Source organism: Psychrobacter okhotskensis, from assembly GCF_965638355.1.
GTDB classification, from domain to species: domain Bacteria; phylum Pseudomonadota; class Gammaproteobacteria; order Pseudomonadales; family Moraxellaceae; genus Psychrobacter; species Psychrobacter okhotskensis.
Genome location: NZ_OZ281822.1, coordinates 2,368,493 through 2,393,579 on the forward strand (window position 1 = coordinate 2,368,493; position 25,087 = coordinate 2,393,579).

The 25,087-nt window shown below is 44.8% G+C and carries 16 protein-coding genes and 2 tRNA genes; 6 read left to right on the forward strand and 12 right to left on the reverse strand.

Annotated elements, in window-relative coordinates:
* Positions 1 to 247 precede the first annotated feature (247 nt).
* The 3 genes from gyrA to ACSUPM_RS09810 all read right to left on the reverse strand — a co-directional run bounded on the left by gyrA (position 248) and on the right by ACSUPM_RS09810 (position 5,343).
* Positions 248 to 3,097, reverse strand: a complete 2,850-nt coding sequence (gyrA, locus tag ACSUPM_RS09800; protein WP_436879893.1) for a DNA gyrase subunit A — start codon at positions 3,095 to 3,097, stop codon at positions 248 to 250.
* Between the two features lie 302 nt (positions 3,098 to 3,399).
* Positions 3,400 to 3,615: a hypothetical protein gene (locus ACSUPM_RS09805; RefSeq protein ID WP_227502410.1), complete on the reverse strand. Its 216-nt coding sequence runs from the start codon at positions 3,613 to 3,615 to the stop codon at positions 3,400 to 3,402.
* Positions 3,616 to 3,708: 93 nt separating this feature from the next.
* A complete protein-coding gene (locus ACSUPM_RS09810) occupies positions 3,709 to 5,343 on the reverse strand; it encodes an alpha/beta hydrolase family protein (RefSeq protein WP_025650545.1) in 1,635 nt (544 codons plus the stop codon).
* A 424-nt stretch (positions 5,344 to 5,767) separates the two neighbouring features.
* Between ACSUPM_RS09810 and ACSUPM_RS09815 the strand changes: the two genes are divergently transcribed.
* The gene (locus tag ACSUPM_RS09815; RefSeq protein WP_413771505.1) at positions 5,768 to 6,622 is read left to right on the forward strand and encodes a methyltransferase domain-containing protein; all 855 of its coding nucleotides are present in this window, start codon (positions 5,768 to 5,770) and stop codon (positions 6,620 to 6,622) included.
* 43 nt (positions 6,623 to 6,665) lie between these two features.
* Here ACSUPM_RS09815 and ACSUPM_RS09820 read toward each other — a convergent pair whose 3' ends face one another.
* The 7 genes from ACSUPM_RS09820 to ACSUPM_RS09850 form a co-directional block, all read right to left on the reverse strand.
* The gene (locus ACSUPM_RS09820; protein ID WP_025650547.1) at positions 6,666 to 8,006 is read right to left on the reverse strand and encodes an ABC transporter ATP-binding protein; all 1,341 of its coding nucleotides are present in this window, start codon (positions 8,004 to 8,006) and stop codon (positions 6,666 to 6,668) included.
* A 126-nt stretch (positions 8,007 to 8,132) separates the two neighbouring features.
* Complete coding sequence (locus ACSUPM_RS09825; protein ID WP_025650548.1) at positions 8,133 to 9,827, reverse strand: ABC transporter permease; 1,695 nt, start codon at positions 9,825 to 9,827, stop codon at positions 8,133 to 8,135.
* A 158-nt stretch (positions 9,828 to 9,985) separates the two neighbouring features.
* A complete protein-coding gene (locus ACSUPM_RS09830; protein ID WP_201565716.1) occupies positions 9,986 to 11,113 on the reverse strand; it encodes an extracellular solute-binding protein in 1,128 nt (375 codons plus the stop codon).
* A gap of 257 nt (positions 11,114 to 11,370) precedes the next feature.
* Positions 11,371 to 12,147 (reverse strand): 16S rRNA (uracil(1498)-N(3))-methyltransferase, encoded by a 777-nt coding sequence (locus ACSUPM_RS09835; protein WP_101211683.1) that lies wholly within the window; start codon positions 12,145 to 12,147, stop codon positions 11,371 to 11,373.
* Positions 12,144 to 13,838, reverse strand: coding sequence for a 3-deoxy-D-manno-octulosonic acid transferase (locus tag ACSUPM_RS09840; protein WP_201576024.1), 1,695 nt, complete (start codon positions 13,836 to 13,838; stop codon positions 12,144 to 12,146). The genes ACSUPM_RS09835 and ACSUPM_RS09840 overlap by 4 nt, the downstream gene beginning before the upstream one ends.
* Positions 13,839 to 13,969: 131 nt before the next feature.
* The gene (locus ACSUPM_RS09845; protein WP_201576028.1) at positions 13,970 to 15,523 is read right to left on the reverse strand and encodes a tetratricopeptide repeat protein; all 1,554 of its coding nucleotides are present in this window, start codon (positions 15,521 to 15,523) and stop codon (positions 13,970 to 13,972) included.
* Positions 15,524 to 15,635: 112 nt separating this feature from the next.
* Positions 15,636 to 17,273, reverse strand: coding sequence for a cardiolipin synthase (locus tag ACSUPM_RS09850; protein ID WP_025650553.1), 1,638 nt, complete (start codon positions 17,271 to 17,273; stop codon positions 15,636 to 15,638).
* Between the two features lie 379 nt (positions 17,274 to 17,652).
* On the opposite strand from ACSUPM_RS09850, the gene ACSUPM_RS09855 reads away from it, so the two are divergent.
* Positions 17,653 to 17,728: transfer RNA gene (locus ACSUPM_RS09855), tRNA-Val, on the forward strand.
* Positions 17,729 to 17,780: 52 nt separating this feature from the next.
* A tRNA-Asp gene (locus ACSUPM_RS09860) sits at positions 17,781 to 17,857 on the forward strand.
* A gap of 436 nt (positions 17,858 to 18,293) precedes the next feature.
* Here the strand turns inward: ACSUPM_RS09860 and ACSUPM_RS09865 are convergent.
* Entirely contained in the window at positions 18,294 to 20,567 is a 2,274-nt protein-coding gene (locus ACSUPM_RS09865) for a nitric-oxide reductase large subunit (protein WP_201576031.1), read from the reverse strand.
* A gap of 535 nt (positions 20,568 to 21,102) precedes the next feature.
* Between ACSUPM_RS09865 and ACSUPM_RS09870 the strand changes: the two genes are divergently transcribed.
* The 3 genes from ACSUPM_RS09870 (at position 21,103) to ACSUPM_RS09880 (ending at position 23,993) form a co-directional block, all read left to right on the forward strand.
* Positions 21,103 to 21,486 carry a DUF1971 domain-containing protein gene (locus tag ACSUPM_RS09870; RefSeq protein ID WP_101211678.1) on the forward strand — a complete coding sequence of 128 codons (384 nt, stop codon included), beginning with the start codon at positions 21,103 to 21,105 and terminating at the stop codon, positions 21,484 to 21,486.
* 298 nt (positions 21,487 to 21,784) lie between these two features.
* Positions 21,785 to 22,786, forward strand: coding sequence for a D-cysteine desulfhydrase family protein (locus ACSUPM_RS09875; protein WP_025650556.1), 1,002 nt, complete (start codon positions 21,785 to 21,787; stop codon positions 22,784 to 22,786).
* A 241-nt stretch (positions 22,787 to 23,027) separates the two neighbouring features.
* Complete coding sequence (locus ACSUPM_RS09880) at positions 23,028 to 23,993, forward strand: acyltransferase (RefSeq protein WP_173238958.1); 966 nt, start codon at positions 23,028 to 23,030, stop codon at positions 23,991 to 23,993.
* A gap of 113 nt (positions 23,994 to 24,106) precedes the next feature.
* Here ACSUPM_RS09880 and ACSUPM_RS09885 read toward each other — a convergent pair whose 3' ends face one another.
* Complete coding sequence (locus ACSUPM_RS09885) at positions 24,107 to 25,015, reverse strand: pirin family protein (protein ID WP_427646334.1); 909 nt, start codon at positions 25,013 to 25,015, stop codon at positions 24,107 to 24,109.
* Positions 25,016 to 25,087: the final 72 nt, after the last annotated feature.

Below are 25,087 nucleotides of genomic sequence, written 5' to 3' on the forward strand. Positions count from 1 at the left end.
AACAGCCTTAGAAAATAAAACACTTTGTTGGCATTATTTATAAAACCACGTAGAGTTATTAAGAGTTAAAAATAGAGTTGTGCAACACATTTCAAAAAACAGAATCTCAAAAAATAGAATTGCAAAACGAATAAATCAGAATGACGAATTAAACGAAGCAACAAAAAAAAGCCTCCAACGATAACGTCAGAGGCTTTTTGATAGAACAGTTATGAAAACTAAACTAAAAAGCTAGGCACTGAAACATTTATTCGTCATCGTCTGTGTTTTCGTTGTCAGTACTGTCATTATCCAAGGTAGGATCATTGGCAATATCGATAACATCGTTGACATCAGTCGTCGCTGTGTCGCCAGTTGCCGCATCAATATCTATCTGCTCTTGACCTTCCACATCAAACGTACCGTCTTCTCTCATGGCATCGATTAGCTCGTCGTCACTTTCTTCATGATCAACACGCGCCATCGCCACCAGTTTTTCATCTTTTGACAGACGAATCAGCGTGACACCTTGCGTATTACGACCAGAGCTGGCCACATGCTGGACTGGCGTGCGCACTAATGTGCCTTTGTCAGAGATTAAGATAATGTCGTCTTCAGGATCAACCTTGGTCGCCCGTACTAATGCCCCATTACGCGTGCTAGTTTTGATAGCGATAACACCGCCACCGCCACGATTTTGCGTATTGAACTCATCGATCAAGGTACGCTTACCAAAGCCATTTTCACAAGCAATTAAGATTTCGAGTACATCATCTTCAATGACAACCAATGATTTGATAAATTCATCAGCAGCCAGACGCATACCACGGACACCTTTAGCGGTACGGCCCATAGCGCGAGCATCATTTTCATCAAAACGAATGGCTTTACCACTTGAAGCAAATAGCATGACTTCTTGGCTACCGCTAGTGATACGCGCGCTTACCAACTTATCACCGTCTTCTAAACCAACGGCAATCAAGCCATTCGAGCGAATATTGGCAAATTGCTTAAGCTCGACACGCTTCACTGTGCCATTGGCCGTTGCAAAGAATACAAAAGGTGGCTCTGCTTGCGTGCTATCCTCTAAATTATTATCTTCTGATAAGCTGTCATCGCCGTCTACTAGAGCGCTTGTTAATGACATCTCATCTTTTACCGACAATTCTTCTACGATTTTTGGAATAGGCAAGATGGTTGTCACGGTTTCATCAGGATTTAATCCGATTAAATTCACTAATGGACGACCACGGGCACCGCGACTGGCAATCGGCACTTCAAACCCACGTAGGCTAAAGACGCGACCGGTATCCGTAAAGCAAAGTACGGTGGCATGCGTTGAGGTCACAACTAAGTGATCAATCACATCGTCTTCTTTCATTGCAGTGGCTGACTTGCCTTTACCACCACGTTTTTGTGCCACATAATCATCAATTGGCTGCGTTTTTGCATAACCGGTACGAGAAACCGTCATTACCACGGTTTGCTCAGGGATAAGGTCTTCACGATTAAAGTCCATACGTGAGTCAATAATATCGGTACGACGCTCATCACCAAAGTTTTCACGAATCTCAATCATCTCATTTGAGATAATGGACATCAGCTTATCGAAATCACCAAGAATAGATTCTAAGTGCGCGATTTCACGCAATAAGTCTTGGTATTCTTCAGTTAATTTGTCCTGCTCAAGACCCGTCAAACGATGCAGCTGCATGTCTAAAATCGCATTGACCTGCTCAAGTGACAAGCGATAACGCTCCTCGCCTTCGATCAGACCAAACGGCGCTTTAGGATCTTCACCATCGATAAACTCAGGACGTACTGATTGACTACCAGCAGCCGTAAGCATCGCCACGACACTACCTGAACCCCATGTATTATTTAACAGACTTTCGCGCGCCAATCCACGGTTTGCTGACGCTTTAATCGTTGCAATAATTTCATCGATATTGGCTAGTGCAACCGTTAAACCTTCTAGCAAATGGCCACGAACACGGGCTTTGTTCAATTCATAAATCGTACGACGTGTCACCACTTCTTGACGATGACGGACAAATGCAGCGATAAGCTGACGCAAGGTCAATAGCTTTGGCTGACCATTATCAAGCGCGACCATATTGATACTAAAGCTAGACTCTAGCGGCGTTTGTAGAAATAGGTTATTAACAATAACTTCAGCCGTCTCACCGCGACGTAAGTCAATAGCGATACGCATACCGTCTTTATCAGACTCATCACGAATCTCAGTAATACCTTCGATTTTTTTGTCACGTACCAGCTCGGCGATACGCTCAATCAGCTTGGCTTTATTGGTCTGATAAGGCACTTCGGTAAAGACAATACGCTCACGGTCACGGTTGACACCAGTATCACTCATCGCTTCAATAATATAGCGGCCGCGCACATGCAGGCGGCCTTTACCAGTGCGGTAAGCATCTAAAATACCAGCGCGACCATAGATGATACCGCCCGTAGGAAAGTCAGGACCAGAGATATGCGTCATCAGCTCTTCGGCTGATATTTGTGGGTTTTCGGCATACGCTAAGCAGGCATTAATGACCTCGGTTAGGTTATGCGGCGCCATATTGGTCGCCATCCCGACCGCAATACCAGTCGCACCATTGACCAGCAAGTTAGGAACACGCGCTGGCAACACGCTTGGCATACGCTCAGAGCCATCGTAGTTGTCTTCCCAATCGACGGTATCTTTGTCCAAGTCAGCCAGCATCTGATGGGTCAGCTTGGTCATACGTACTTCGGTATAACGCATGGCAGCCGGTGGATCATCATCAATCGAGCCAAAGTTACCTTGACCATCAACCATCGGGTAACGCAAGCTAAAGTCCTGCGCCATCCGTACAATCGCATCATAGACCGCACTATCGCCATGCGGGTGATATTTACCGATGACATCACCGACCACACGCGCCGACTTCTTATAAGCTTTATTATAGTCATTAGACAATACGTGCATCGCATACATCACACGGCGATGCACTGGCTTGAACCCATCACGCACATCAGGCAGCGCGCGCGAGACGATCACGCTCATCGCATAATCCAAATAGGATTGCTTTAATTCATCCACGATGGCAATAGGACTGATCGAGTCGCTCATATACACTCCTTCACTCACATACTTTCGCTATAGGTTGCGCGCCTCAAAAGTGCTTACGCTGATACAAAAATATAGCGGCACAAACGCGCAACTATGATTGCTTTATCAACGCTGAAAAGCACCATCAGACGGGCAAAACCATAGGAAAATGGCGATACGGTTTTTGTTAAAAGTAATGTTTAATAAAAGAAGCCATTTTAGCACAAATTTGTTGATTTAGGGGGTTCTGACTGTCATAAAAATCAAGCAAAACAGCTCATTAGCGCTAATTTTTTAATCTGGTAATATCTACCAAAACGACTTTAACGACATACTTGTTTAGACTGGCTAATTTTGCCATTTTTGCATACAAACTTGCCCTCTTTTGAGCAATGCGAGATGCCGCCCATCTTACCAGAGCAAGGGGTATTTTTTGCTTGTGCTTGGCTCATAGAAGACAGTACAAAGGTCAGGGCCAGCAAAGATAGCATCATTGATTTCATCGTTTTATTCTTCCAAAAGCTCATTGGTTTACCCATAAAAAACTGCACCCACTAGGATGCAGTCTTTTAGTCTATGGTATGTCTTTACTCTTTACTCTTTACGCTTAAACCCTTTATGCCCAAATATTCTTAAGATTGGTTAAAATTTTGCGCAAAGAACTCACGGGTAGCTTGCGTACAGGCAGGACTGACTAAGCCACCATGATAGTTGCTATAAAAAGCCAGTAAGCTGTTTTGACCTTGTGCTTCGGCATCTGCCTTCACTTTAGCCACACTACTACTAAAGTTGGTTTGCACACTGGTGACCACAGTGTTGGCATTCCACTTGTTCATTGATGCCTGACCAATCATTGTAAGGCTCGGCTGGTCTGGACGACTATCCGCATTATCGGTATCTACATCTAATACCGTCACATTAAGTTTAACTGCAGGATTGTTGGTACTGGCTGCTTGCAATAATTTTGCCATAGAGCCGGTGTTTATATCATAATAGACGGTCGGATCTTGATTACCACCGCAGATGAGTGTTGGCATTTTTGGCACATAGCCACGTAGGTCGTTGTCTTTTAGCGCTTTACGCAGATTATTCTGCGGATTGGCAGCAGGTAAATCATTGCCATTTTCTGCAAATAGCCCATCAGGATTGTTGATGGTATCCGTCACATAAGCCGCGCGGAAATCAGATTTTATCAAGTAATCATTGTCATCATAACCACCCAAAAATGAGAATATAGAACCTTTGGACAAACCATCCAATACTGGATTCGTCGGCGTCTTTTGAAACAACGCATTGTTTGGTAATTTACCAGCCGCTACCAATTCGCCAAATGGTGAATCACTTGGTAATTGCGCACTGGCATACTTATCCAAAAAGATATCGGATTTATCTTGATAGATATTGCCGTACTTTTCTTGCAAGCCAATACCAAGCAAGGGCGCAAACCGAGAAGCGCCAATATTGACATTGCCTCTAAAGATGTCATCACCAAAGGCCGCCAAGGCATAAGGGCCGGAAGATGGTGCTATCGCCGTAATAGGTTTGTTTTGTGACTCTAGCAATCTAGCGGTTGCCATAACCACATAGCCACCCTGCGAGTAACCAGCGAGAAACAATTTACCTGAGTCATCAATCTTGAGGTAATTGGCATCGTTGGCACGTTTTTTTCTGTCAATGATTGAGCGGGCGCTGTCTAAGGCGTCGACCATATCCGTAGACTGTTGCTGGGCAACCAGATAAGGGTGATAATCAAGCTCTGATTCATCGTAGCCTGCATAGTTTGGCGCTACGACGATATAACCTTGGGCAGCAAAGTTCGCAGCGATTAACGTCGATTCGCCAACCGCCGGATTGTTTAGGTTGCCTACTTGATTAAAGTCATAAGACTTCTCAGTGGTCGTACCATGGGCATATAATAATACTGGACGGTCGCCTTGGCATTCAGCCGCATCGCCAGTCGGTACCATCAATGCCGCTGTCGCTGTGGTATCTTCATCGGCAGCACCTTTGGTATCATAGCTGACCTTTTCTATAGTCACGCCGCATTTGGCCGCTGGCGTTGCGCTATTACCAAAGCCACTGTCTATTTGGCTCGTACTAAAACTTTTTACAAACTTTGACGTGGCTGACGAGGTATCTGAATCAACAGCGTCAAAATCGTTATCGTCGCCACAACCGACGAGTAATAAACTACTCGCAATGGCAACTGAGAGCAAACAACGTGACATGACAGGCTTATTTATAATAGAGGAAGAGGCGATAATCATAATTGCTATCCTTAGCAGTAATAAAACAGAAGAGTGCCAAGCGTCCTTGGCAGTAGATAGGAGTCGTTTGACAGTGTTGATTTAATCAGAGTATTTGATGACAGTTAATGCATCAGCAATGTGTCTGATACCTTACTATATATACCGTAAAAAGTGAGCAAAAGCTACCGGAAAACATGCTCTTGAACATCACAATTGTCCTCGCAACGCTAATACTTTTAGCCATGAGGTTCACGATACCAGAGAGGTCAGCACTCCTGCTTACATGTCATAGGCTTTGTTTACATGATTTTGCCTTGATACTATCCACCCAACCCCTACTCCTTAGACAGTGTAAACCCTTATGCCAAGTGATATGAAAAACAGTACAAACGACAAGCAAGCAATAACAGAATCTCTGCAACACTCTATCCAAGCAGAAGAGATGCGCAGTGATCGTAGCTTCGATGCGATTGCCGATCATTTTGAAAAAAAGGTCTACGGTGGTCTTAAAGGCGACATTCGGCTGGCAGTATTGCGCCGTGATATCTTTGACTATACGGCGCAGATGAGCAAAGAGCTTGGGCGGCCTTTACGGATTTTAGATGTGGGTGCGGGGCTGGCTCAGATTGCGATTGAGCTTGCCGCTCAAGGCCATAGCGTGGTCATCAATGACATCTCTGCCAATATGTTAGAGAAAGCAAAAGCGAGCACCGCAGAAATCGATAAGAATCTAGATATACGCTGGTATGTTTGCCCGTATCAAGCGCTTGAGGACAAATTGGCGATAGATAAACTGGCAATAGACAACTGGCAAAATAAAGGCAGTGGGGCTGATAATACTGAAAACGCAGCTAAGTTTGATTTGATAATGTCACACGCCCTACTCGAATGGCTCGCAGAACCAGCCGCTATCATGGACTTTTTTGACCGCCAATTGGCTGAGCATGGCGCACTGTCGCTCTGCTTTTATAATCCAGCGAGCTTTGACTATCGTAATCTGATTATGGGTAATTTTAATCTGCTCGATAACACGGATTATAAGGCTGACAATAAAAAAAGCCTGACCCCTAATCATCCAGTCGCCAAGGAAGAAGTCGAGTCTTGGTTAGAAGCTCATCATTACCAAACGATTCTAACCAGTGGCTTGCGCGTGTTTCATGATTATGCGCCGCTCAAACGCGGCGGTCACAACGATCCTGATGCAGTCATACGCATGGAGCTACGCTACTCACAACGAGAGCCGTATAAATGGCTGGGTCGTTACCTGCATATCATGGCAACTCGGCAAGTTGCTTAAGTGGAATGATAACGAGCATCTAAAGTAGCGTTTGTTAAAGCGACTATCTGGCTTCTGCCACGCGCTCGGACCGATCGTACTCTGACCAAGTCGTCGCATTGATGTCTTTTTCATCAAAGACAACGACATGCTCAAGTATGGGCAAAATCCCAATTTGCGAGCCAATCTCATGATTATGATGACTGGCGACCAAGGACAAAACCGTCTGCCCATCATCGAGTTGCAAGCGATACAGATAATTAGCACCGCGAAAGACACGCCCCACTACTAAAGCGGTTCGGGGACTGTCATCATCATGAATAATATCGTCAGGACGGACCAGCACCTTAATCGGTGTGCCGTTGGGATAGTCGTACTCGCAATACTGCGGCTGTCCCGACTCATCATAGACTTCCATACGACGATAGATATCACCAAGTGCAGTCTCAACGTGACCTTCCTTGATGATGCCGTCTATCATTGCGCCTTCGCCGACGAACTCAGCAACGAACGGACTGACTGGCTCATGATATAGCTCGCTTGGTGTCGCCCATTGTACCAGTCGACCTTTATCCATGACCCCTACTTTATCTGCCAGCGCAAAAGCCTCGTTTTGATCATGAGTCACCAAAATAGCGGTAGTATTGGTACGTTTGAGAATATCGCGGACATTCATGGCCAATGACTCGCGAAGCACCACATCCAAATTAGAAAACGGCTCATCGAGTAGCAAAAGCTTGGGCTTCGGTGCTAACGCGCGTGCCAAAGCAACGCGTTGTTGCTGACCACCTGAGAGCTCATTGGGGCGTTTATTAGCATGCTCCGTCAATTCAACGAGGCTTAGCATCTCAGCCACGCGGGCTTTTTTGTCGGCTGCTGACCATTTATTGAGACCAAAAGCGATGTTTTTTGCCACGCTTAAATGCCCGAATAACGCATAATCTTGAAACACCATGCCCATGCCACGCTTGGCTGGCGCGACGGCGAACGAGGTCGTCGGTGTCTGTTCTGTCAAGCGTTGGTTATTTAAGCCAATCGTGCCGCGCCGACTTTGCTCTAGCCCTGCAATGGCTCGTAATGCTGTGGTCTTGCCGCAGCCGCTATAACCCAAAAAGCAGCCAATCTCACCTTGCTGCAAGCTTAGCGATAGTCCATTAACGATGATGGTATCGTCATAACCGACAATTAAATCTTGGACGCTAAAGTAAGGATTGGTGGCGATATTGGTCTCAGTATGTGCGCTAGAATGACCATCATGCTTAGCGATATTATTATGCTGTACTTGATAGGCTTCATCTGTTGATACTGGTGATTTTTTTACATTGCCAGCACGCACTTCCATTTTAGCCGTAGCCGACTTAGGATTGGCTGGGTCTGTTGAGTCTTTAATCAAGTCAGTATACATAGACGGTACCAGTAAGCTATTAGTGAATAAAACCAATAAATAAAACGGTAAAAATTATGGTGCTAATGAATCCTTGAGCGCGAGCAACTCTGTCTTTAACTTATTAAATAATAAACTGCGCTCAACTTACCTTTGCTTATCACTTTGACGTAGCAATATCCAAACAGGGATAAGACCGACCAGCACAATCAGTAAGCTTGGCAATGCTGCCCTGCCCCACATTCCTTCGCTGGTCATCTCAAACACCCGCACTGCTAGCGTATCCCAGCCCTGCCGCCTTGTCATCAAGGTGATTGGCATCTCTTTCATCACTTCGACAAAGCCCATCAGTAATGCCGTTAGCACCCCAGGGCTGAGTACGGGCAACATCACTTGTCGCCAGCGCTGATAAGGGCTGTCACTGAGCAATTTAGCCGCCGCTTCTTGATTGACAGTCAGTCGTTGTAACTGCCGATCGACTGGCTGAAAGCTTACAGTCATAAAGCGCGTCGATAAAGCAAGGAGCATTACAATCACACTACCAGACAGCACTTGTTGCGAGGTTATACCAAAAGCAATCAGCTGATTGTCAAGCCAAGCAATCGGAATAAATATGCCAACAGCTAATACTGTTCCCGGCACCACATAGCCTAGATTGGATAAAGTGGTCATGAGCTTGGTTGATTTATCAGGATATTGGCGCTTAATCCACGCAATGATGACTGCCAAGCAAGCAATAAAAATGGTGGTCATGCTCGCAATCATGAGACTGTTGGTGACAAAATCAATATAACGAGCGTCAAAATCTTGGCGGAAGTTTAACGCCGTCCAGTAGATGAGCTGCAAGAACGGTATTAAAAAGGCCAGCAAAAACACCAGTGTGCACAGTAACGTCATAGCCAATTTAGCAGACGTGCTGGCTTCAAAACGTTGATTATTGCCTTGAGTCACTGTATTGCCGCGTTTGCCTTGCCAATACTGCTCAAACAATACCACGATAAATACCACACCGATTAACAAAGCGGCCAACTGGGCGGCTGTCGTTAGACTAAAGAAGCCAAACCAAGCCTTATAAATAGCCGTCGTAAAGGTATCAACATTGAAGACTGAAACCGCGCCAAAATCTGCAAGCGTTTCCATACTGGCAAGTAACAAGCCGCCAATGACCCACGGCAAGGCCTGTGGTAATGCCAAGCGAAAAAACACGCGACTGCGGCTTAAACCAAGCATTTGACCCGCTTCAATCGCCCGCCTGCCTTGTGATAAAAAGGCCTGACGCGCCAGCAAATAAACGTAGGGATAAAACGCCAGTGACAACACCAAGCCTGCGCCCCAGACATTGCGTACCGACGGAATAGCTGTATCGATACCCAGTTCTCGCAAACCTGTCTGTAGCGGTCCACTAAAATCAACAATACCAACGGTAACAAATGCCAGCACATAAGCCGGTATCGCGAGCGGTAGCATCAGCGCCCACGAAAAAAAGCGCTGTCCGGGAAAGCGATACATGCTGGTGAGCCAAGCAAGTGCAGTGCCGATACTGCCAGAAATGACCGTCACCATGACCAATAAAATCGCGGTATTTTTGAAAACTTGCGGCAATACATACTCGCGCATATGCGTCCAGATGTCTGCCACTGGCTGCGTCCATGACAGCAGGACGATGAGAATTGGTACCAGCATAAACAACGAAATCAGTCCTAGGACTGATTTTGAGAGGATACGTTTGCGAACGGCATGGTCTTGACTAACAGCTTGGTTACTATGGTTACCATTATTGCTATTGTTATTGTCGTTGACTGTTTCATCTTGACGAACAGACGCGTCTGGCGTTGTGATCATATCATTATTACCGTGTCATACGCATAGAGATCCTAACTTAGCCAGCGCATACCCAAATAGCACGTTCACACTGTCAAACTCATTTAGCCTACTAAACGTAGTGCTGCATTTGTCTTTTGGCTACTGTGCTTTTTAGGTATGGCAGGGTTTAAGAGGCTCTATTTATAACCTGCTTTGTCCATCATTTGAATCGCTTGGGTTTGCAGCTCGCCAAACTTTTGCACGCTGATGTCGTCTTTTTTGAATTCGCCCCATGATCTGAGCATATCTGACTCATCGACGCCTTCTTTGACTGGATATTCTTTATCAGAGCTGGCGTAGAGACCTTGGGCTTTATCCGACGACAACCATTCCATCAATTTAAGCGCACCATCAGGATTGTCTGAGTCTGTGACCACACCCGCCCCAGAGATATTCACGTGAGTACCAGTAGTGCCTTGGTTTGCCCAAAAGACTTTGACAGGGAAATTCGGCTGCTCATCGAGCAAGCGACCGTAGTAATAACTGTTAGACAGGCCCACTTCACACTGACCGGCAGCGATAGCTTTTAGCATGCTAGTGTCATCACTGAAGACGTCAGTAGCCAAATTATCTACCCAACCACGAATGACGGCTTCGGTTTTTTCTTCGCCTAAGTTTTCAATCATACTGGCAACCAATGACTGGTTATATACAGAGTTCGAGGTGCGCAAACAAAGCTTGCCTTTCCATTTTGGGTCGGCCAAATCTGCATAAGTGGATAACTGGTCGGCGCTGACTTTACTTGGGTCATACATGATAGTACGCGCACGTAATGACAGACCCGTCCACTGACCTTTTGGATCACGATATTTTGCAGGCACATTGGCCTCTAAAACCGTCGATGCCACTGGTTGGAGCAAACCTTGCTCAGCCGCTTGCCATAAATTACCTGCATCTACAGTCAATAGCATATCCGCTGGCGTATTTTTGCCTTCCGCTTGCAAACGTGCCATCAGCGGACCACTCTTATCGGTCACCAGTTCAATATTGACGCCCGTCTCTTTCGTATAGCGGTCTAGCAAGGGCTTGATCAGCTGCTCGTTACGTGATGAGTAGATCGTAATCGTCTGTCCCTCAGCACTCGTCGCGCCATCATTCGCCACTTCTTGCTCGCTACTCGCTGCTGAGCCTTCCGCCTCAACGCTCTCTTCTTCCGTCGTAGAGGAATTGCTACAACCTGCAAGTCCTAACATCATGCCAAATACGGCAATAGGTAAAGTAAGCTTGGTAGAAGGTAAATTTGCGCTGAAAGCTTTCAATGACATAGTTTTCCCCATTAATGGTGCTACAGATAATTGAGATAAAAAATCATTATCAATCACTAATAATCAAGATTAATAACCGCATAATATCTGAAAACAACATACTAATAGAAATGAGATTAATTATCAATACATTTATTTAACTGGATAAACTGGTATTTATTTGGCTAAACCCTTGCTTTTACAACGCAATTTTTGACTTAATTTCTGCTCAGCAGTTGTTTATTTAATCCATCTTTATCGCTGCTATTGCCCCAAACTTATAATAACCACTGACCTAAAATTGCATTGACTGCTGCTTCAGTACGTAGTATGCGTGGACCTATATGCACTGCTTGACAGCCTTGCGCGGTAAGTAGCTCAACCTCATAGTCAATCCAGCCCCCTTCTGCGCCGATACAGACGAGACTGGGTAATGAGGCGCTATTAGATAAGTTGGTGTCTGCAAGCAATGTTTTATCTTGACGTGGCTTTGCTAGTCTGTGCTGCTGTACATATTGCGAAAATGACAGATCGCTGTAAGGATGCGCGACAATAGCGCGGTTAGTGATTAGACTTGCCAGCTCATCCTCGACAAAGGGTTTAAAGCGCTTTTGCAAAGTAATGCGCGGGGCAATGCTATCCACCCCTTGTTGTAAGCCTTCTAATACGAACTCATCGAGGCGACTCAACATCGGACTTTGCCAATAGCTCTTTTGTGTACGGTAGCTATTGATAAGGATAATATCACGCACACCAAGCGCCGTCATATCCATTATCAAGCGGCGCAGCACTTTTGGACGTGGCAATGCCAAGATAACAGTCAGATTTAACTTAGCAGGTGGCACAACTGACAATTGGACATCACCTAGCTGAATACAGCGAGCAGCAATCTCCTCAATAATCGCCGTACCAAGATTACCACCGAGTTGCCCGATTTTCAGCGTGTCGCCCACTTTTGCTGCCAATACATGATTGACATGGTTGATTTGCAACAGATTATTGATTATCGCAGAATCTTGCGAAAAATGTTCGGTAGGTAGTAATAGACAGTTCATAGCGTCTCTTGGCTTGCATGCTGCTCAATTACCTTTTCAATCATGGCAAACTGGCGCGTTAATACTGCTTGCTGCTGTACGGTCATCTGCTCGCCAGCTTGCCCTGCCTGTTTGGCTAATAGCGGATGGCTAAGCCAAGACTGTAGTTGATCATAAATGAGCGCCGTATCGTTAGCAGCCAATGAGGATTTTTTGCGCGAGGATTTTTGCTTACCCTTTATCTCTGAACTACTGATATCTGAGCTACTGATAGCTGAATTGGCGATATTTTCATTATTGGTAGCAACATCATTGGCAGCAACATCCTCTATCGTCGTTGGCTTTATCGTAACTGAACGATAAAACGCATTGTTAGGTTGATATAACGCGCCGACACTCGCCAGCTTATCGACCACGCTTTGACATGATTGAGTATGAGGTCCCATTAGCACCGGCGTTGCCACACTCGCTGGCTCAACTGGGTTGTGTCCGCCTACATCGACCAAAGAACCGCCCACCAACGCCACATCCGCCAATGCATACCATGTCATCAGCTCGCTCATGCTATCTGCCAAATAGACTTGCGTGTCCGCATTGATTACTTCTTCGTTACTGCGCCGTGCCATTATCAACGTGCTGTTTTGGATAAGTGTCGCTACTTCATCGAAGCGTTCAGGATGTCTGGGCACGATAATCAATAGCGTATCTGCCAGCGCTGGGTTGGACAATAGCTGCTGCTGTAATGACAGAGCGATGCTTTCTTCACCGCTATGGGTGCTGGCCGCGACCCAAATAGGACGATCAGCTATGCCCAACTCGACGGCAATACCGCTCTTTTGCTTTTGTATAGTGGCACGCTCATGTTCTTTCTTAGCAGCGCTGCTATCAATCGCTTGTACATCATCAGTTTTGCTATCAATCGTTTCATTATTAAGCATTGGTCTATTAATGACCCACTTGAGTGAGCCCGCCACCCGAATTTGCGCACTATGAGCACCCAGCTGGCGAAAGCGTTTGGCAGACTCATTGTCTTGCGCAATAATTAACGTCAGATTTTTCATCATACTGGCGCTGACAGCAGCGATTTTTTGATAGCTTGTAAATGAACTGGCTGATAGACGACCATTGACTAAGATGCTCGGAATACAATGCTCGGATAGCTTGGCTAAAATATTCGCCCACAGTTCGGTCTCTACAAATAAGGCCGCGACTGGCTGCACATGCGCTAAAAACGTCTCAATAACAGCAGGGCTATCTACAGGTACATAGCTATGGCTAAGCCGACCTTGAGCAATGTCAGCAGCGAAACGGCTGGCACCGCGGGCAAAACCTGTCTGCGTGGTATTGGTCAGCCAAATCTGATAACCCTGCGCCAACAGCATGTCAAGCAACGGCGCTACTGTATTGGTTTCACCTAAAGACACCGCGTGGCACCAGATAACGTTATTATCCATCTCAGCTTTATGGTGCATTTCAGCTTTGATATCCGCTGTTGGCGCTGCAGGATAGTGCTTGCCAAAACGCTGCGCCACTTCTTGCTGATAGTTATCGCGCTTGTGTGAGCGTCGCCAGACTTGCAGACGATATAGCGGCTTGAGTAAGCCAATGATACATTGATAATAAAAGGGTGGTTGATACACAGCTCGACTGGATAACGCGTTAGATGGAGACGCGGTAGTAGAGGGCTTGGATGGCGTAGGAGAAGATGGCATAGAACAGCCCAGATTAGTAATGAATCAGATAATACCATTCTCAAAAAACTGATGGTAAAAAACGCGACAATTCTACCTGAATTTTCTGCTTAATAATAAGCTTTTACGCAGTATGAGCTAACAAAAATCGTTTAGACAATAATTAATATTAGCACTGCCATTATTGTGACTATCGCTAGCAACAGCTGATAGCGCTTGATACTGTGTTGTTCTTGCTTTTGTGTCGTTATCAACGCTTGCGCTTGCTGCCACTGCGCCACCAAGCTGGCTGCTTCTACGTGACCATTTTGGGCAGCTTGCTCTAGCCAATACTTACCATTATTGATATCTTGCACTATACCAACCCCCTGGTAATACATCCTACTGAGTAAGCGCTGCGCTCGGCTGTCGTCTTTGCTGGCGGCCTGCTTAACCCATTCAACACCTGCCTCTGTGCCAGTGATTTTATCCGTAGCTAACCCTTCACCGAGTAGCTCATACATCGCTAGACGTAGCATAGCAGCGGTATTACCAGCATGCGCGGCTTCTCGTAGTTTTAACAACGCTTGCTCTTTTGCTGCCAAATGACGCTCTGAAAAACTAACTTGTGCACGTGGTTTGCTTTGCTTGGCAATGTGCTGTTCAAACTGCTCTAGCACTTTACAAGCTTGCTGGTATTCAGCATTACCAGCAGTTTGTGGCTGTTCAATCTCATCTAATTCTATCAATAACTGGCTAAAAATTTCTGGGGTTGGCGAGGGTTTGACAGGGACTGACGGCGAGCGATCTGACTTGGTTTGCGTTAATGCCGGTTCCAATTTAGACAGCTCAGGCTTTATCTCACCTTGTTGTTCATTCGATAAGTCTTTATTGCTTAGTCGATCCAATATTTGTGGAGCAGTAGCTTCATTCAAAGCATTTTTATTCAAATCAGCTCTATTTAAAGCATCTGCTGATGTAGCCGTTATATTCTGCTTTACTAAAGAGTGTTCACTAGTAGCGACTGTCTGAGAACTACTCTTCATGCGAATCGGGCTTAAACCTGCTTTTAAATTTGTATTGGGATTCGAAGCTGTATGGGACGTAATATCAGCTTTATTATTCTGATGGCTCGTTGCAGACGTGTGATTATTGCCAGCGCTTGGCAATCTGGCACTGACCGCTTGATACAAGCCACTAGCAACTTGCCCGCCTTGTACAGCGACAAACGGCCGGTCAATATGACCGAACAAACGCAACCCTACTGGTTTTAGGGCAAAAAATATCGGTGAGTTGACACTGTCATTAATATTGGCATTGTTATTGTCGCCATACAGTACTGCCATATGCTGATAAAAGTCATCGGCGCTCAGTGACCATGTTGGATAGCGTTTGCGCAGCTCGAACTGACCATACCAATGCGCTGTGGTTTGCCAGTGCCGTGCCAATACTTGGCCTGCATAAAACGCTAAAAACATCATGAAATTGCGATAACGTTCATCCGTTAGCAGCGTCTCTTCATCCCAATGACCCGCTTTAATCAAATCGCGACGTATCTGCGACAGCAAGGTGTCTATCCGTTGCAAGCTTGCCAGCGACTCATCCAAAACGCAATCACGTAGCTGAGTTTCGTAGGCAATGCCGCCTGCGACCGGACGATTCGCTAAGAAATCTTGCCAATAGCCTGCGGCGATATAATCAAGTGGCGTTAAAGGCGATGCAGACATAAGGCAAGCGTGTCCTTTTACAGTTCAATAGGTCATGAATAGGATGACATCGTTATGATGGCGACAGTAATGCAATGTGTAGATAGTTTACCTTAACCTAAAAGTTAAGGCGCTACAATAAAGGACTAAACAAGCGTACCACATTATCGAACAAACGCTCATAACCTGCGCGCTGCTGCCATTCGGCTAAAGTCAAAAAATGACAGCTTTGCAGATAAGTCTCTTGGCAGTCAGTGATTTGAGCGACCATTTCTGGGGTATAAATCGCCAAGCTGACTTCCATATTGAGATAAAAGCTGCGCATATCGATATTTACCGTACCGAACAAACAGTAATCATCATCGATGACCACAGTTTTAGCATGCAGCAACCCACCTTTAAATAGCGCAATGGTCACACCTGCCTCTAGTAACTCCTCATAATACGCTTGGGATGCATGCTGTACTAAAAACGAATCGACCTTTTCGGGAACGATAATCGTCACCTCTACCCCGCGCTTAGCCGCGATCGTCAGCGCACTTGATAGCGCCTCATCAGGCACAAAGTACGGCGTGGTAATACAAATACGTTTGTTGGCGCGATGAATAACCGTCACCAATGTATTGTAAATAACATGCGCCGTCACCTGTGGTGCAGAAGGTATCAACTGCGCGACCACGCCTTCTATTATAGGCATCTGAGGTATGACTATCGACGTTGAGCCCGTATGTAGCGGCTCATCAGCGGCGATACTATCACCTAAGAACTTCACCCGGCTATTGATGTCATTGATGGTCGGATCCATCACATATAGTTTACGGGTATAGTTATTTATCCGCTGGTTTAGCTCGTCTAGATTGTTTTTGTTTTCAGCACCGATATCGGTAACCACCACCTTGGCCATCGCCGTCGCTATACTAATGGTACGATGGCTAACGCTACGTATCGCCACATCGATCCACTGTCCGACGTTTTTGTTTTGTTTAAAAAACTTAGGATCGACTAAATTAAAGCTGCCGATATAACCAATGTATTCATCAATGACCACCATCTTGCGGTGGTTACGCAGATCTGAACGCTTAAATAAAGTCTTGAACAAGCCTACTGGTAGCGACTGATGGACAAAGGCACCCGCGCGCTCTAACATTCGGTGCTCATTGCTGTTAAAAAAGCTGAAACTGCCAACACTATCCGCCAATATATGGCACTCGACCCCGCGCTGTACGGCAGCGACCAACGCCTCTATCACCTCTACCACCTGCCCCTTCGGATAGATAATATAAAACTCCATCAAGATGATGCTCTTTGCTGACTCAATATCATCGATCAAACGCTTAAAAATAGCATTGGGCGCGGTTAATAGCTGCATTTGATGATCGGGGAACACCCCAAAGCCTGTCCAGCGCGTCCCTATTTGGCTGACACCGCGATAGTTGTCGGGCAACAAATCTTGCCCCTTGTCAAAGACCAAATGCTCCCGCTTTGCCATATCATTCATCAGCAGGCTGGCTTGATCCACGCGTTCACGATAGCGGCGTCCGATCATTGGCTCACCCAGCAATATATAGGCAATAAATCCTACCACAGGCAAGGTATAAAGCACGGCAACCCAAGCAATCGATACACCAATATTGCGCTGTACCGATACAATCCGTAGCGTCATTAATATCATGAGCACGACATGTAATATCAGTCCCAATTCTGCAAAGTCGCCAAAAGACCATGTCGTAAAGTACTTTTCAATAGCAAAAGTGTCTATGCCCGCCTCCATCAACCAACCAATCAATTAATACCAATCAAATAATTCAACACATGCACGTGCCACAAAGCATTATCAGTATAGTAGCTTTTAGCACACACACAATAGGTAACTGTGTAGCCACTATATGGGCTAAACAAGCGCTACAATGACGACCATAAAACTAGGATAATCATCAATTTATAAAATACTTAAAATAATATTTGACAGGCAGGTGTAAATCTATATAATACACACCCACAGCAAGGGGCTTTAATTAAGTTCTATGTTGTTGAAAGTTTTTATGATTCTAGAGCGTGACACCTTTAGATAGTAGAACTTTTAAGAAATCCTATTTAAAGGATTTCTCTTGCGAAGCTAAAATTGCAGTGCAATTTTTATACGCTTCTCAGGGTGATTAGCTCAGTTGGTAGAGCGTCTGCCTTACACGCAGAATGTCGGCGGTTCGAATCCGTCATCACCCACCACTCTTTTTAGCGAGTGTCTCTGTAATAAGAGAAGATGCTAAAAACGACCTAAGCAGCGGTAGTTCAGTTGGTTAGAATACCGGCCTGTCACGCCGGGGGTCGCGGGTTCGAGTCCCGTCCGCTGCGCCATATTTAAAACGAATTCGGATGTTAAATCTGAGCAAGTTTCGCCTCAAACATAACTTTGTTTGAGGTTTTTTTGTGTCTGAATTTCCACTTAAACCTTTTCTTTATAAGGGTTGGATGCTTTCTCTCTTTTCACCTTTACCAAAAAATCTACTCTTCAAAAATGCATGAATGATAAGTTTTTGCACATGCACTCTATCTTGTGGAAGTCGGTGACCAATTTCTCAGGGACCAAACGGTGACCATTTTGTGACCATGATGGTTAAAGTTTGGTGGTAGTGACCCTTAATTTAGCAAATCTATGTATGAAGAGGTTTAGTGAAAAATCCATAACTTCGTGATAAAACCCTTCTAAAAACCAGTTTCAAAATAATAAAAATCCCCGCTACTAGGCAGGGATTTTTACTCAAACACTATCTTCAATACCTACGCCCTATCATCAATCGTTCACTGGTTTGTTCGGCTGATAATTAGAGTGTGACGGTTTTGCAAACGCCAGTTTGACCACCTGCAATGCCACACAAATAGCACCAATGATAAAGATGACATCGGCAAAGGTACGGACCCAACGTAACGTTTGTAACAAGTCTTGTTGTAAGAAGCCCTCACTACGCGCGTACCATAAACCTTCGGTCATGGAAGCATGCGCTTGGAAGATACCGATGGGTAGCAAGCTGGTCGCAATCATCAATACCAAGCCTATATTTAATGCCCAAAAGCCAGTTTTGATGAGCTTTTCACTAAAAATATAGTCTGGACGAATATATCGCATTACCAGTAATACAAAACCAATCGCTAAAAATCCATATACCCCGAACAGTGCAGCATGTGAATGCACGGCAGTGGTATTTAATCCTTGTAGGTAGAATAATGATACCGGTGGATTAATCATAAAGCCAAACACCCCAGCCCCTAACATATTCCAGAAGGCGACCGCGACGAAGCACATGATAGGCCATTTTAATTTATTCATCCATGGCGCTTGACGCTGCATAGACCAATGCTCATAGCCTTCATAACCTAAGACCACTAATGGCACCACTTCTAACGCACTGAATGATGCACCGATTGCCATCACCGGTGTGGTCGTGCCGGAATAATACAAATGATGGAATGTGCCTGGTACACCGCCAAGCAGGAATAGCGCGGCAGAGGCAATAGAGCTGGCTGTGGCGATTTTCTTATTCACCAAGCCCAAGTTATAAAAAATAAAAGCAAGCGAGACCGTAGCGAATACTTCAAAGAAACCCTCTACCCATAAATGCACAACCCACCAGCGCCAGTATTCCATGATGGTTAAATGGGTGCGCTCACCATAGAACAAGCCTGCACCATAAAATAAGCCAACACAAACGACGGAGGCAAAGAAGATAGCGAGTAAGTTTTTATCACCTTGTTCTTTAAAGGCAGGTAAACAACCACGGGTCATTAATAACAGCCAAAACAGTACGGCAACCCATTTTAAAATCTGCCAAAATCTGCCTAGGTCAATATACTCATAGCCTTGATGTCCAAACCAAAAGTTATATTTTGCGGGTAATATATCCGCTAAAGCAAAATACTGACCGGCGAAAGATCCCACTACCACGATAATTAATGAAAACCATAATATATCGACTCCTAGTTTTTGATATTTAGGATCTTTACCACCATTGATAAGCGGTGTCAAAAATAGCCCTGCCATCAAAAATGCAGTGGCAATCCAAAATAAGGCCGACTGAATATGCCAAGTACGCACTAGCGCATAGGGGAAAAAGTCTGCAACCGGAATACCATAAAACTCTTGACCTTCGACCGTATAATGTGCGACAAAACCGCCGATAAACACCTGAAATACAAACAGTGCCACCACTAAAAAGCCGTATTTTGCTAGCGCCTTTTGAGAAGGGGTTAAAGCAACTTTGGTTAATGGGTCAACGTCTGGCGTTATCTGCTTGACGTCTTCTTCTTGACGTAAGAAAGACCATCCCCAAATTAAAAACCCTACCCCAGCGATTAAAAAGACAATACTGGCGATAGACCACATAATATTTTCTGACGTCGGTACGTTATCGATAAGCGGCTCATGCGGCCAGTTATTCGTATAGGTAGCATCAGTGCCGGGACGTTCAGCAGAAGCAATCCATGCTGTCCAAAAGAAAAAATTGGTCAGTTTTTGTCTATCAGCAGCATCCGTTATGGTGTTGTTCTTCATCGCAAAGTTCTCTCGAGACTCTTGCAATGCAGGGTCATCACCATACAAGCTCATATAATAAGGCGCTATCTGATTGATAGCGGCAATCCGCGTGTCTGATAGCACGACTTGCTCGCTATCATTGACCACGCTACCACGATATTCTTTTTTCAGCTGCGCGTTCAATACCGCTTTTTGATCATCAGATGCGTCAGAAAAATTACTGCCATATAGCTCTTGTGATCTGATATCCAACCACGCTACCAGCTCTCTATGCAGCCAGTCCGCGGTCCAATCTGGCGCTTGATAAGCACCATGGCCCAATACCGAACCAAGCTGCTGACCGCCTGTGCGCTGCCATGCAGATTGACCATCTAAGATATCCTCTTCTGTTAATAAAACCTGACCAGTAGTATCGACATACTGATCTGGTATTGGTGGTGCTGTGCGATAGATTTCAACACCGCCCCACCCTAAAAATATAAATGTCACGATTAGCACGGCCAGTAAACCGAACCAATACTTCTTGTACTCACCCATGTCTCGCTCCTCCTTGCAAATAGGTCATAACCCTTAAAAATATATTAATAATGAATGTTTAAGGGTGTTTTAAGGCATCACTTATTTAAAATATAGTTGAATCACTATAAAAAAATACAGTGCTGCTGGGATGAATTTTGCGCAGCCTCTGTCAGCGCAGACACAGCACGCAAGTAAAATTTATACCAGTAGCACTGGTAATATTAGCGTATCGATTTTATGTCGAATTGACTATATGATTCCTATACTGCTAATAAGTCATGCGGTTAAATAGCTAACACCTAAGGTTATTTCAATAATCAGCAACACTGCTGTCTCAGTAATCGCAGTCCACCAAAGCCTTAAAAATAAATTATAACATTCATTTTAAATGAATGTTATAATTTATCTCAACAACATTTGATTTAATTTTAAAAACTATTCAAGCTGATCGTATAATTGTTGAAACAAGTCAATGCTACATCTGCTAATGCTAAGCTTAATGATTATTAAAATTTGATAAAAATCACTTTGTTTACTCAATCAAGGAGTTCTCATGAACCATATAATCATCCCCAGTCATTGGAAAGTAAAACGCTCTACCCATTTCTTTACCAAGGATAAAGTACCCAAAGCCCTACTCACTCACCACAATACTGCGGAGGGCGTGTATGGTCAGATTTGTGTCATGCAAGGAGAGGTCACTTTTTACGGATTTGCCAATGAAGCAGCCACCGAACCAGAGCAAACCATCGTCATTAAAGCGGGACAGTTTGCAGTTAGTCCGCCACAGTATTGGCATCGAGTAGAGCTGAGTGAAGATGCTCAGTTTAATATTAATTTTTGGACAGAGGGCGATACGGCTAATAAATCTCTGTTTAACGCCTCTAAGATTCACAGCAAACCTATCGAAGCCTTGTTTGATAAGCCAAATGAATAAAATTGGTCTGATAACTATTTTTCTAGAAATTGAAGATAAGACAGTGTTTTTACTTAATGCCTATTCTCTATGGATTGAAACGGTCTCTATGGATTAAAACGGTCTCTATGGATTGAAACGGGCAACTTGGGCTAGGACGTGTCATCAATGAGCAGACTTATCTATCAAAATTATATATTTAATACTCTAAAAATAGCTATTCTCATGGCTAAATATTGTATGGTATTAATATTCAATAATTACTATCATAGGATAGCTTCCAAGCTCATAATTTCTCTACCCATAAAGCGAATAACACATGGACTATAACCACATACCCAGACAATCATTAGGCTTCTTCCCCACCCCTTTGATAGAGCTCACCAGATTGAGTGACAAACTCGGCGGCCCTACTATCTTTATGAAACGAGATGACAATACAGGATTGGCATTGGGTGGCAACAAAACCCGTAAGCTTGAATTTATAATGGGTGACGCCCTTGCTCAGGGTGCTGATTGCGTGATTACGGCAGGCGCTGCACAATCTAATCATTGTCGCCAAACTGCTGCTGCCGTTGCAAGCTTGGGACTTGACTGCCATTTAGTATTAGGCGGAGAAGAACCTGAGCAAGCAAGTGGCAATTTATTATTGGATAAGATTTTCGGGTGTCATATTCATTGGGCAGGCGCCCATCGCAAAGGGGAAGACATTCCTAAAATCGTCGAACAGTTAAAAACACAAGGCAAAAAACCCTACGTCATCCCTTATGGTGGTTCCAATGAATTGGGTGCTTTGGCCTTTGTAGAAGCCTTTAAAGAGTTAGAGTCGCAACGTACCAGCATGGACGTCTCATTTACTCATATTGTTTTTGCCTCTAGCTCTGGTGCGACACAAGCCGGCTTGATGCTTGGCAAGAAAATGCTCAACTCGCCTGCGCAGATCGTGGGTATCAATATCGATAAAGGCGAAACAGACAAAGTGCCATTTGATCAGTATACCGTCGCGCTTGCCAATAGCACCGCTGTCCTTATCGCAGCCGACCATCAATTTTCAGAGAGCGATTTAATACTTAACTCTGATTATGTAGGCGGCGGTTATGGCGTGGTTGGTGCTTTGGAAAACGAAGCCATTGAGATGACTGCGCAAACAGAGGGAATCTTGTTAGATCCTGTTTATACGGGTCGTGCGATGGGCGGGTTAATAGATATGATTCGCACAGGTAAAATTAAGCAAACGGATCGTGTGTTATTTTGGCATACGGGCGGTGCTCCCGCTTTGTTCGCTTACTCAAGTGCGTTAGAGATTACTCAAAAACGCTAGAAAATATCGTCAGCAAGTGGATAATGATAGCTCAATTCTTCTCAAGTCCAGTTTATACGCTCATAAAAACCAGATATAGTCAGTACCCTATAAATCAGATATGGTCTCAGGCTCGTTTAGTCTACTATTTGTAGTGCTTTCACCCGCCTTCCTTGTATCCAAATTATATTTAACCGACTATGGTTAACGCGCGTTCAGTGAACTGGAGTCATTATCAGTTAGTAGAATAAAAGGATTTAATATGCGACTGTCATCATTCATGCAAAAAATGCACAAACGCAACCCTAAACTTGGCAAAGTTGCCTCGCTTGCAACGGCCACAGGGGTACTTGCTGGTAACAGCCTAATCGTTGCACTACCGGTATGGCTAATGGGTGCTACTAAAGTCGTGACCGGTGCCGCGATCGCTGATGACACGATGATCAAAGTGACTAACTATTGGATAAATAGTAATAACGCCTTAATCGATAATATCTTGCCGGAGAAAGACTGGCGCATCAGCCTACCTGACGACGTCAATACCCAAGGCAAGTATCTACTGATGAGCAACCATCAGTCATGGGTAGATACCAGTATCGTGCAATACATTAGTGAAAACCGCTTGCCATTAACGCGCTTTTTTACCAAGTTTGAGCTGATATACATTCCTGTTATCGGCCAAGCGTTTTATTTTTTAGACTTTCCTATGATGCGTCGCCATTCTAAAGAGGCAATTGCTAAAAACCCAGCTTTACAAGGCAAAGATATCGAAGAAGCCAAACGCGCATGCGCCCTACTCAAAGACAAACCTTTTACCTTATTGAACTATTTAGAAGGCACGCGCTTTACCCAAGACAAGCATGACAAACAGCAGTCACCTTACAAGTATCTCCTCAAGCCACGTGCGGGCGGTTTATCATTAGCAATTAATGCGTTGGGTAAAGAGATGGATGGCATCTTGGATATGACCATCGTATATCCTGATGGGGTGCCGACTTACAGTGATCTGTGGAAAGGCAATATCAAACGCTTAGGTGTCGACGTACGACATGTCGAGATACCTGATGCGCTCTTTGATGCGGTCAAAAATGGCGGTTATGAGAATGATGAGGCCATCAAGGCGCAGATGTTTGCTTGGATAGAAGAGATGTGGCAGCAAAAAGACAAGCGCATTAGCGCTATGCTGGCTGAATTTGAAGCAACTCCTGCTAGTGGAAGTGCTGAATAAAAAACGTAAATAATCCACCCTATCATTCTTAGTATTCAATAAAGAAGCCCGCTAAAATTAATTTAGCGGGCTTTGCTACTTTATCATTAACGCGTTGATACTCACAATCACGCTTAAGCAGGTTGTCCAAACTTGCCATTGTGAAAGTCATTGACCGCCTGATGTAGCTCGGCTTCAGTATTCATCACAAACGGCCCCATGCGAGCGACTGGCTCGTTAAGCGGCTGACCTGCGATTAACAAAAACCGCGCGCCATCATTAGCGCTATCCACAGTAACAGTATCACCTTTGGTTAATACAGCAAGGTTTTTGGCACGTACCGTATTATTTTTGCTGACATTTCCTTCAGCATCTCGTACTTGTAACTCACCCTCTACCACGTAGATAAAGGCATTGTGCTCGCTTGCCAAAGCCTGCTCAAAGCTGGTATTAGCCGGTAAGGTAACATCCAAGTACGTCGGATAAGTATAGTTATTGATAACAGGTCCAACCGTACCTTCGCTAGTCTCACCAGCGATGACGCGAATTTCGGTGCCATTGTCGCGGCGCTCAAGTGGCGTCGACTCTGGTGGAAACTCTTGATAATTCGGCTCACTCATTTTAGCGCTGGCAGGCAAGTTGACCCATAGCTGAAAGCCTTTTAACAAGCCCTCTTCTTGTTCTGGCATCTCTGAATGCAAGATGCCACGCCCAGCGCTCATCCACTGCACACCGCCCGGCTCGATGACACCTTCATTACCTGCATTGTCTTTATGACGCATACGACCATTGAGCAGATAGGTCACGGTCTCAAAGCCGCGATGCGGATGGGTAGGAAAGCCTGCCACATAATCATCAGCATCATCGCTCTCAAAGCAATCTAACATCAAAAACGGATCCAACGTATCCAGATGCCGCGTACCAATAATACGCGTGAGCTTCACGCCAGCGCCATCAGAGGTTGGCATGCCAGGTAGTTGATGCATCACGGTACGGTGTTGTAGTGGGGTAAGATTATCATTGATTTTATTTGTAGTAGTCATAATCATCTTCCTATGTTTTTGCTCGGTTGTCTTTATTCGATAACACTATTATAGGTGTTGACGACCCGCAAA

Bases quoted from the DNA above. Each gene is read 5' to 3' on its own strand.
- gyrA (WP_436879893.1), bottom strand. From the start codon at position 3,097: ATGAGCGACTCGATCAGTCCTATTGCCATCGTGGATGAATTAAAGCAA.
- ACSUPM_RS09805 (WP_227502410.1), bottom strand. From the start codon at position 3,615: ATGGGTAAACCAATGAGCTTTTGGAAGAATAAAACGATGAAATCAATG.
- ACSUPM_RS09810 (WP_025650545.1), bottom strand. From the start codon at position 5,343: ATGATTATCGCCTCTTCCTCTATTATAAATAAGCCTGTCATGTCACGT.
- ACSUPM_RS09815 (WP_413771505.1), top strand. From the start codon at position 5,768: ATGCGCAGTGATCGTAGCTTCGATGCGATTGCCGATCATTTTGAAAAA.
- ACSUPM_RS09820 (WP_025650547.1), bottom strand. From the start codon at position 8,006: ATGTATACTGACTTGATTAAAGACTCAACAGACCCAGCCAATCCTAAG.
- ACSUPM_RS09825 (WP_025650548.1), bottom strand. From the start codon at position 9,827: ATGATCACAACGCCAGACGCGTCTGTTCGTCAAGATGAAACAGTCAAC.
- ACSUPM_RS09830 (WP_201565716.1), bottom strand. From the start codon at position 11,113: ATGTCATTGAAAGCTTTCAGCGCAAATTTACCTTCTACCAAGCTTACT.
- ACSUPM_RS09835 (WP_101211683.1), bottom strand. From the start codon at position 12,147: ATGAACTGTCTATTACTACCTACCGAACATTTTTCGCAAGATTCTGCG.
- ACSUPM_RS09840 (WP_201576024.1), bottom strand. From the start codon at position 13,838: ATGCCATCTTCTCCTACGCCATCCAAGCCCTCTACTACCGCGTCTCCA.
- ACSUPM_RS09845 (WP_201576028.1), bottom strand. From the start codon at position 15,523: ATGTCTGCATCGCCTTTAACGCCACTTGATTATATCGCCGCAGGCTAT.
- ACSUPM_RS09850 (WP_025650553.1), bottom strand. From the start codon at position 17,273: ATGGAGGCGGGCATAGACACTTTTGCTATTGAAAAGTACTTTACGACA.
- ACSUPM_RS09865 (WP_201576031.1), bottom strand. From the start codon at position 20,567: ATGGGTGAGTACAAGAAGTATTGGTTCGGTTTACTGGCCGTGCTAATC.
- ACSUPM_RS09870 (WP_101211678.1), top strand. From the start codon at position 21,103: ATGAACCATATAATCATCCCCAGTCATTGGAAAGTAAAACGCTCTACC.
- ACSUPM_RS09875 (WP_025650556.1), top strand. From the start codon at position 21,785: ATGGACTATAACCACATACCCAGACAATCATTAGGCTTCTTCCCCACC.
- ACSUPM_RS09880 (WP_173238958.1), top strand. From the start codon at position 23,028: ATGCGACTGTCATCATTCATGCAAAAAATGCACAAACGCAACCCTAAA.
- ACSUPM_RS09885 (WP_427646334.1), bottom strand. From the start codon at position 25,015: ATGACTACTACAAATAAAATCAATGATAATCTTACCCCACTACAACAC.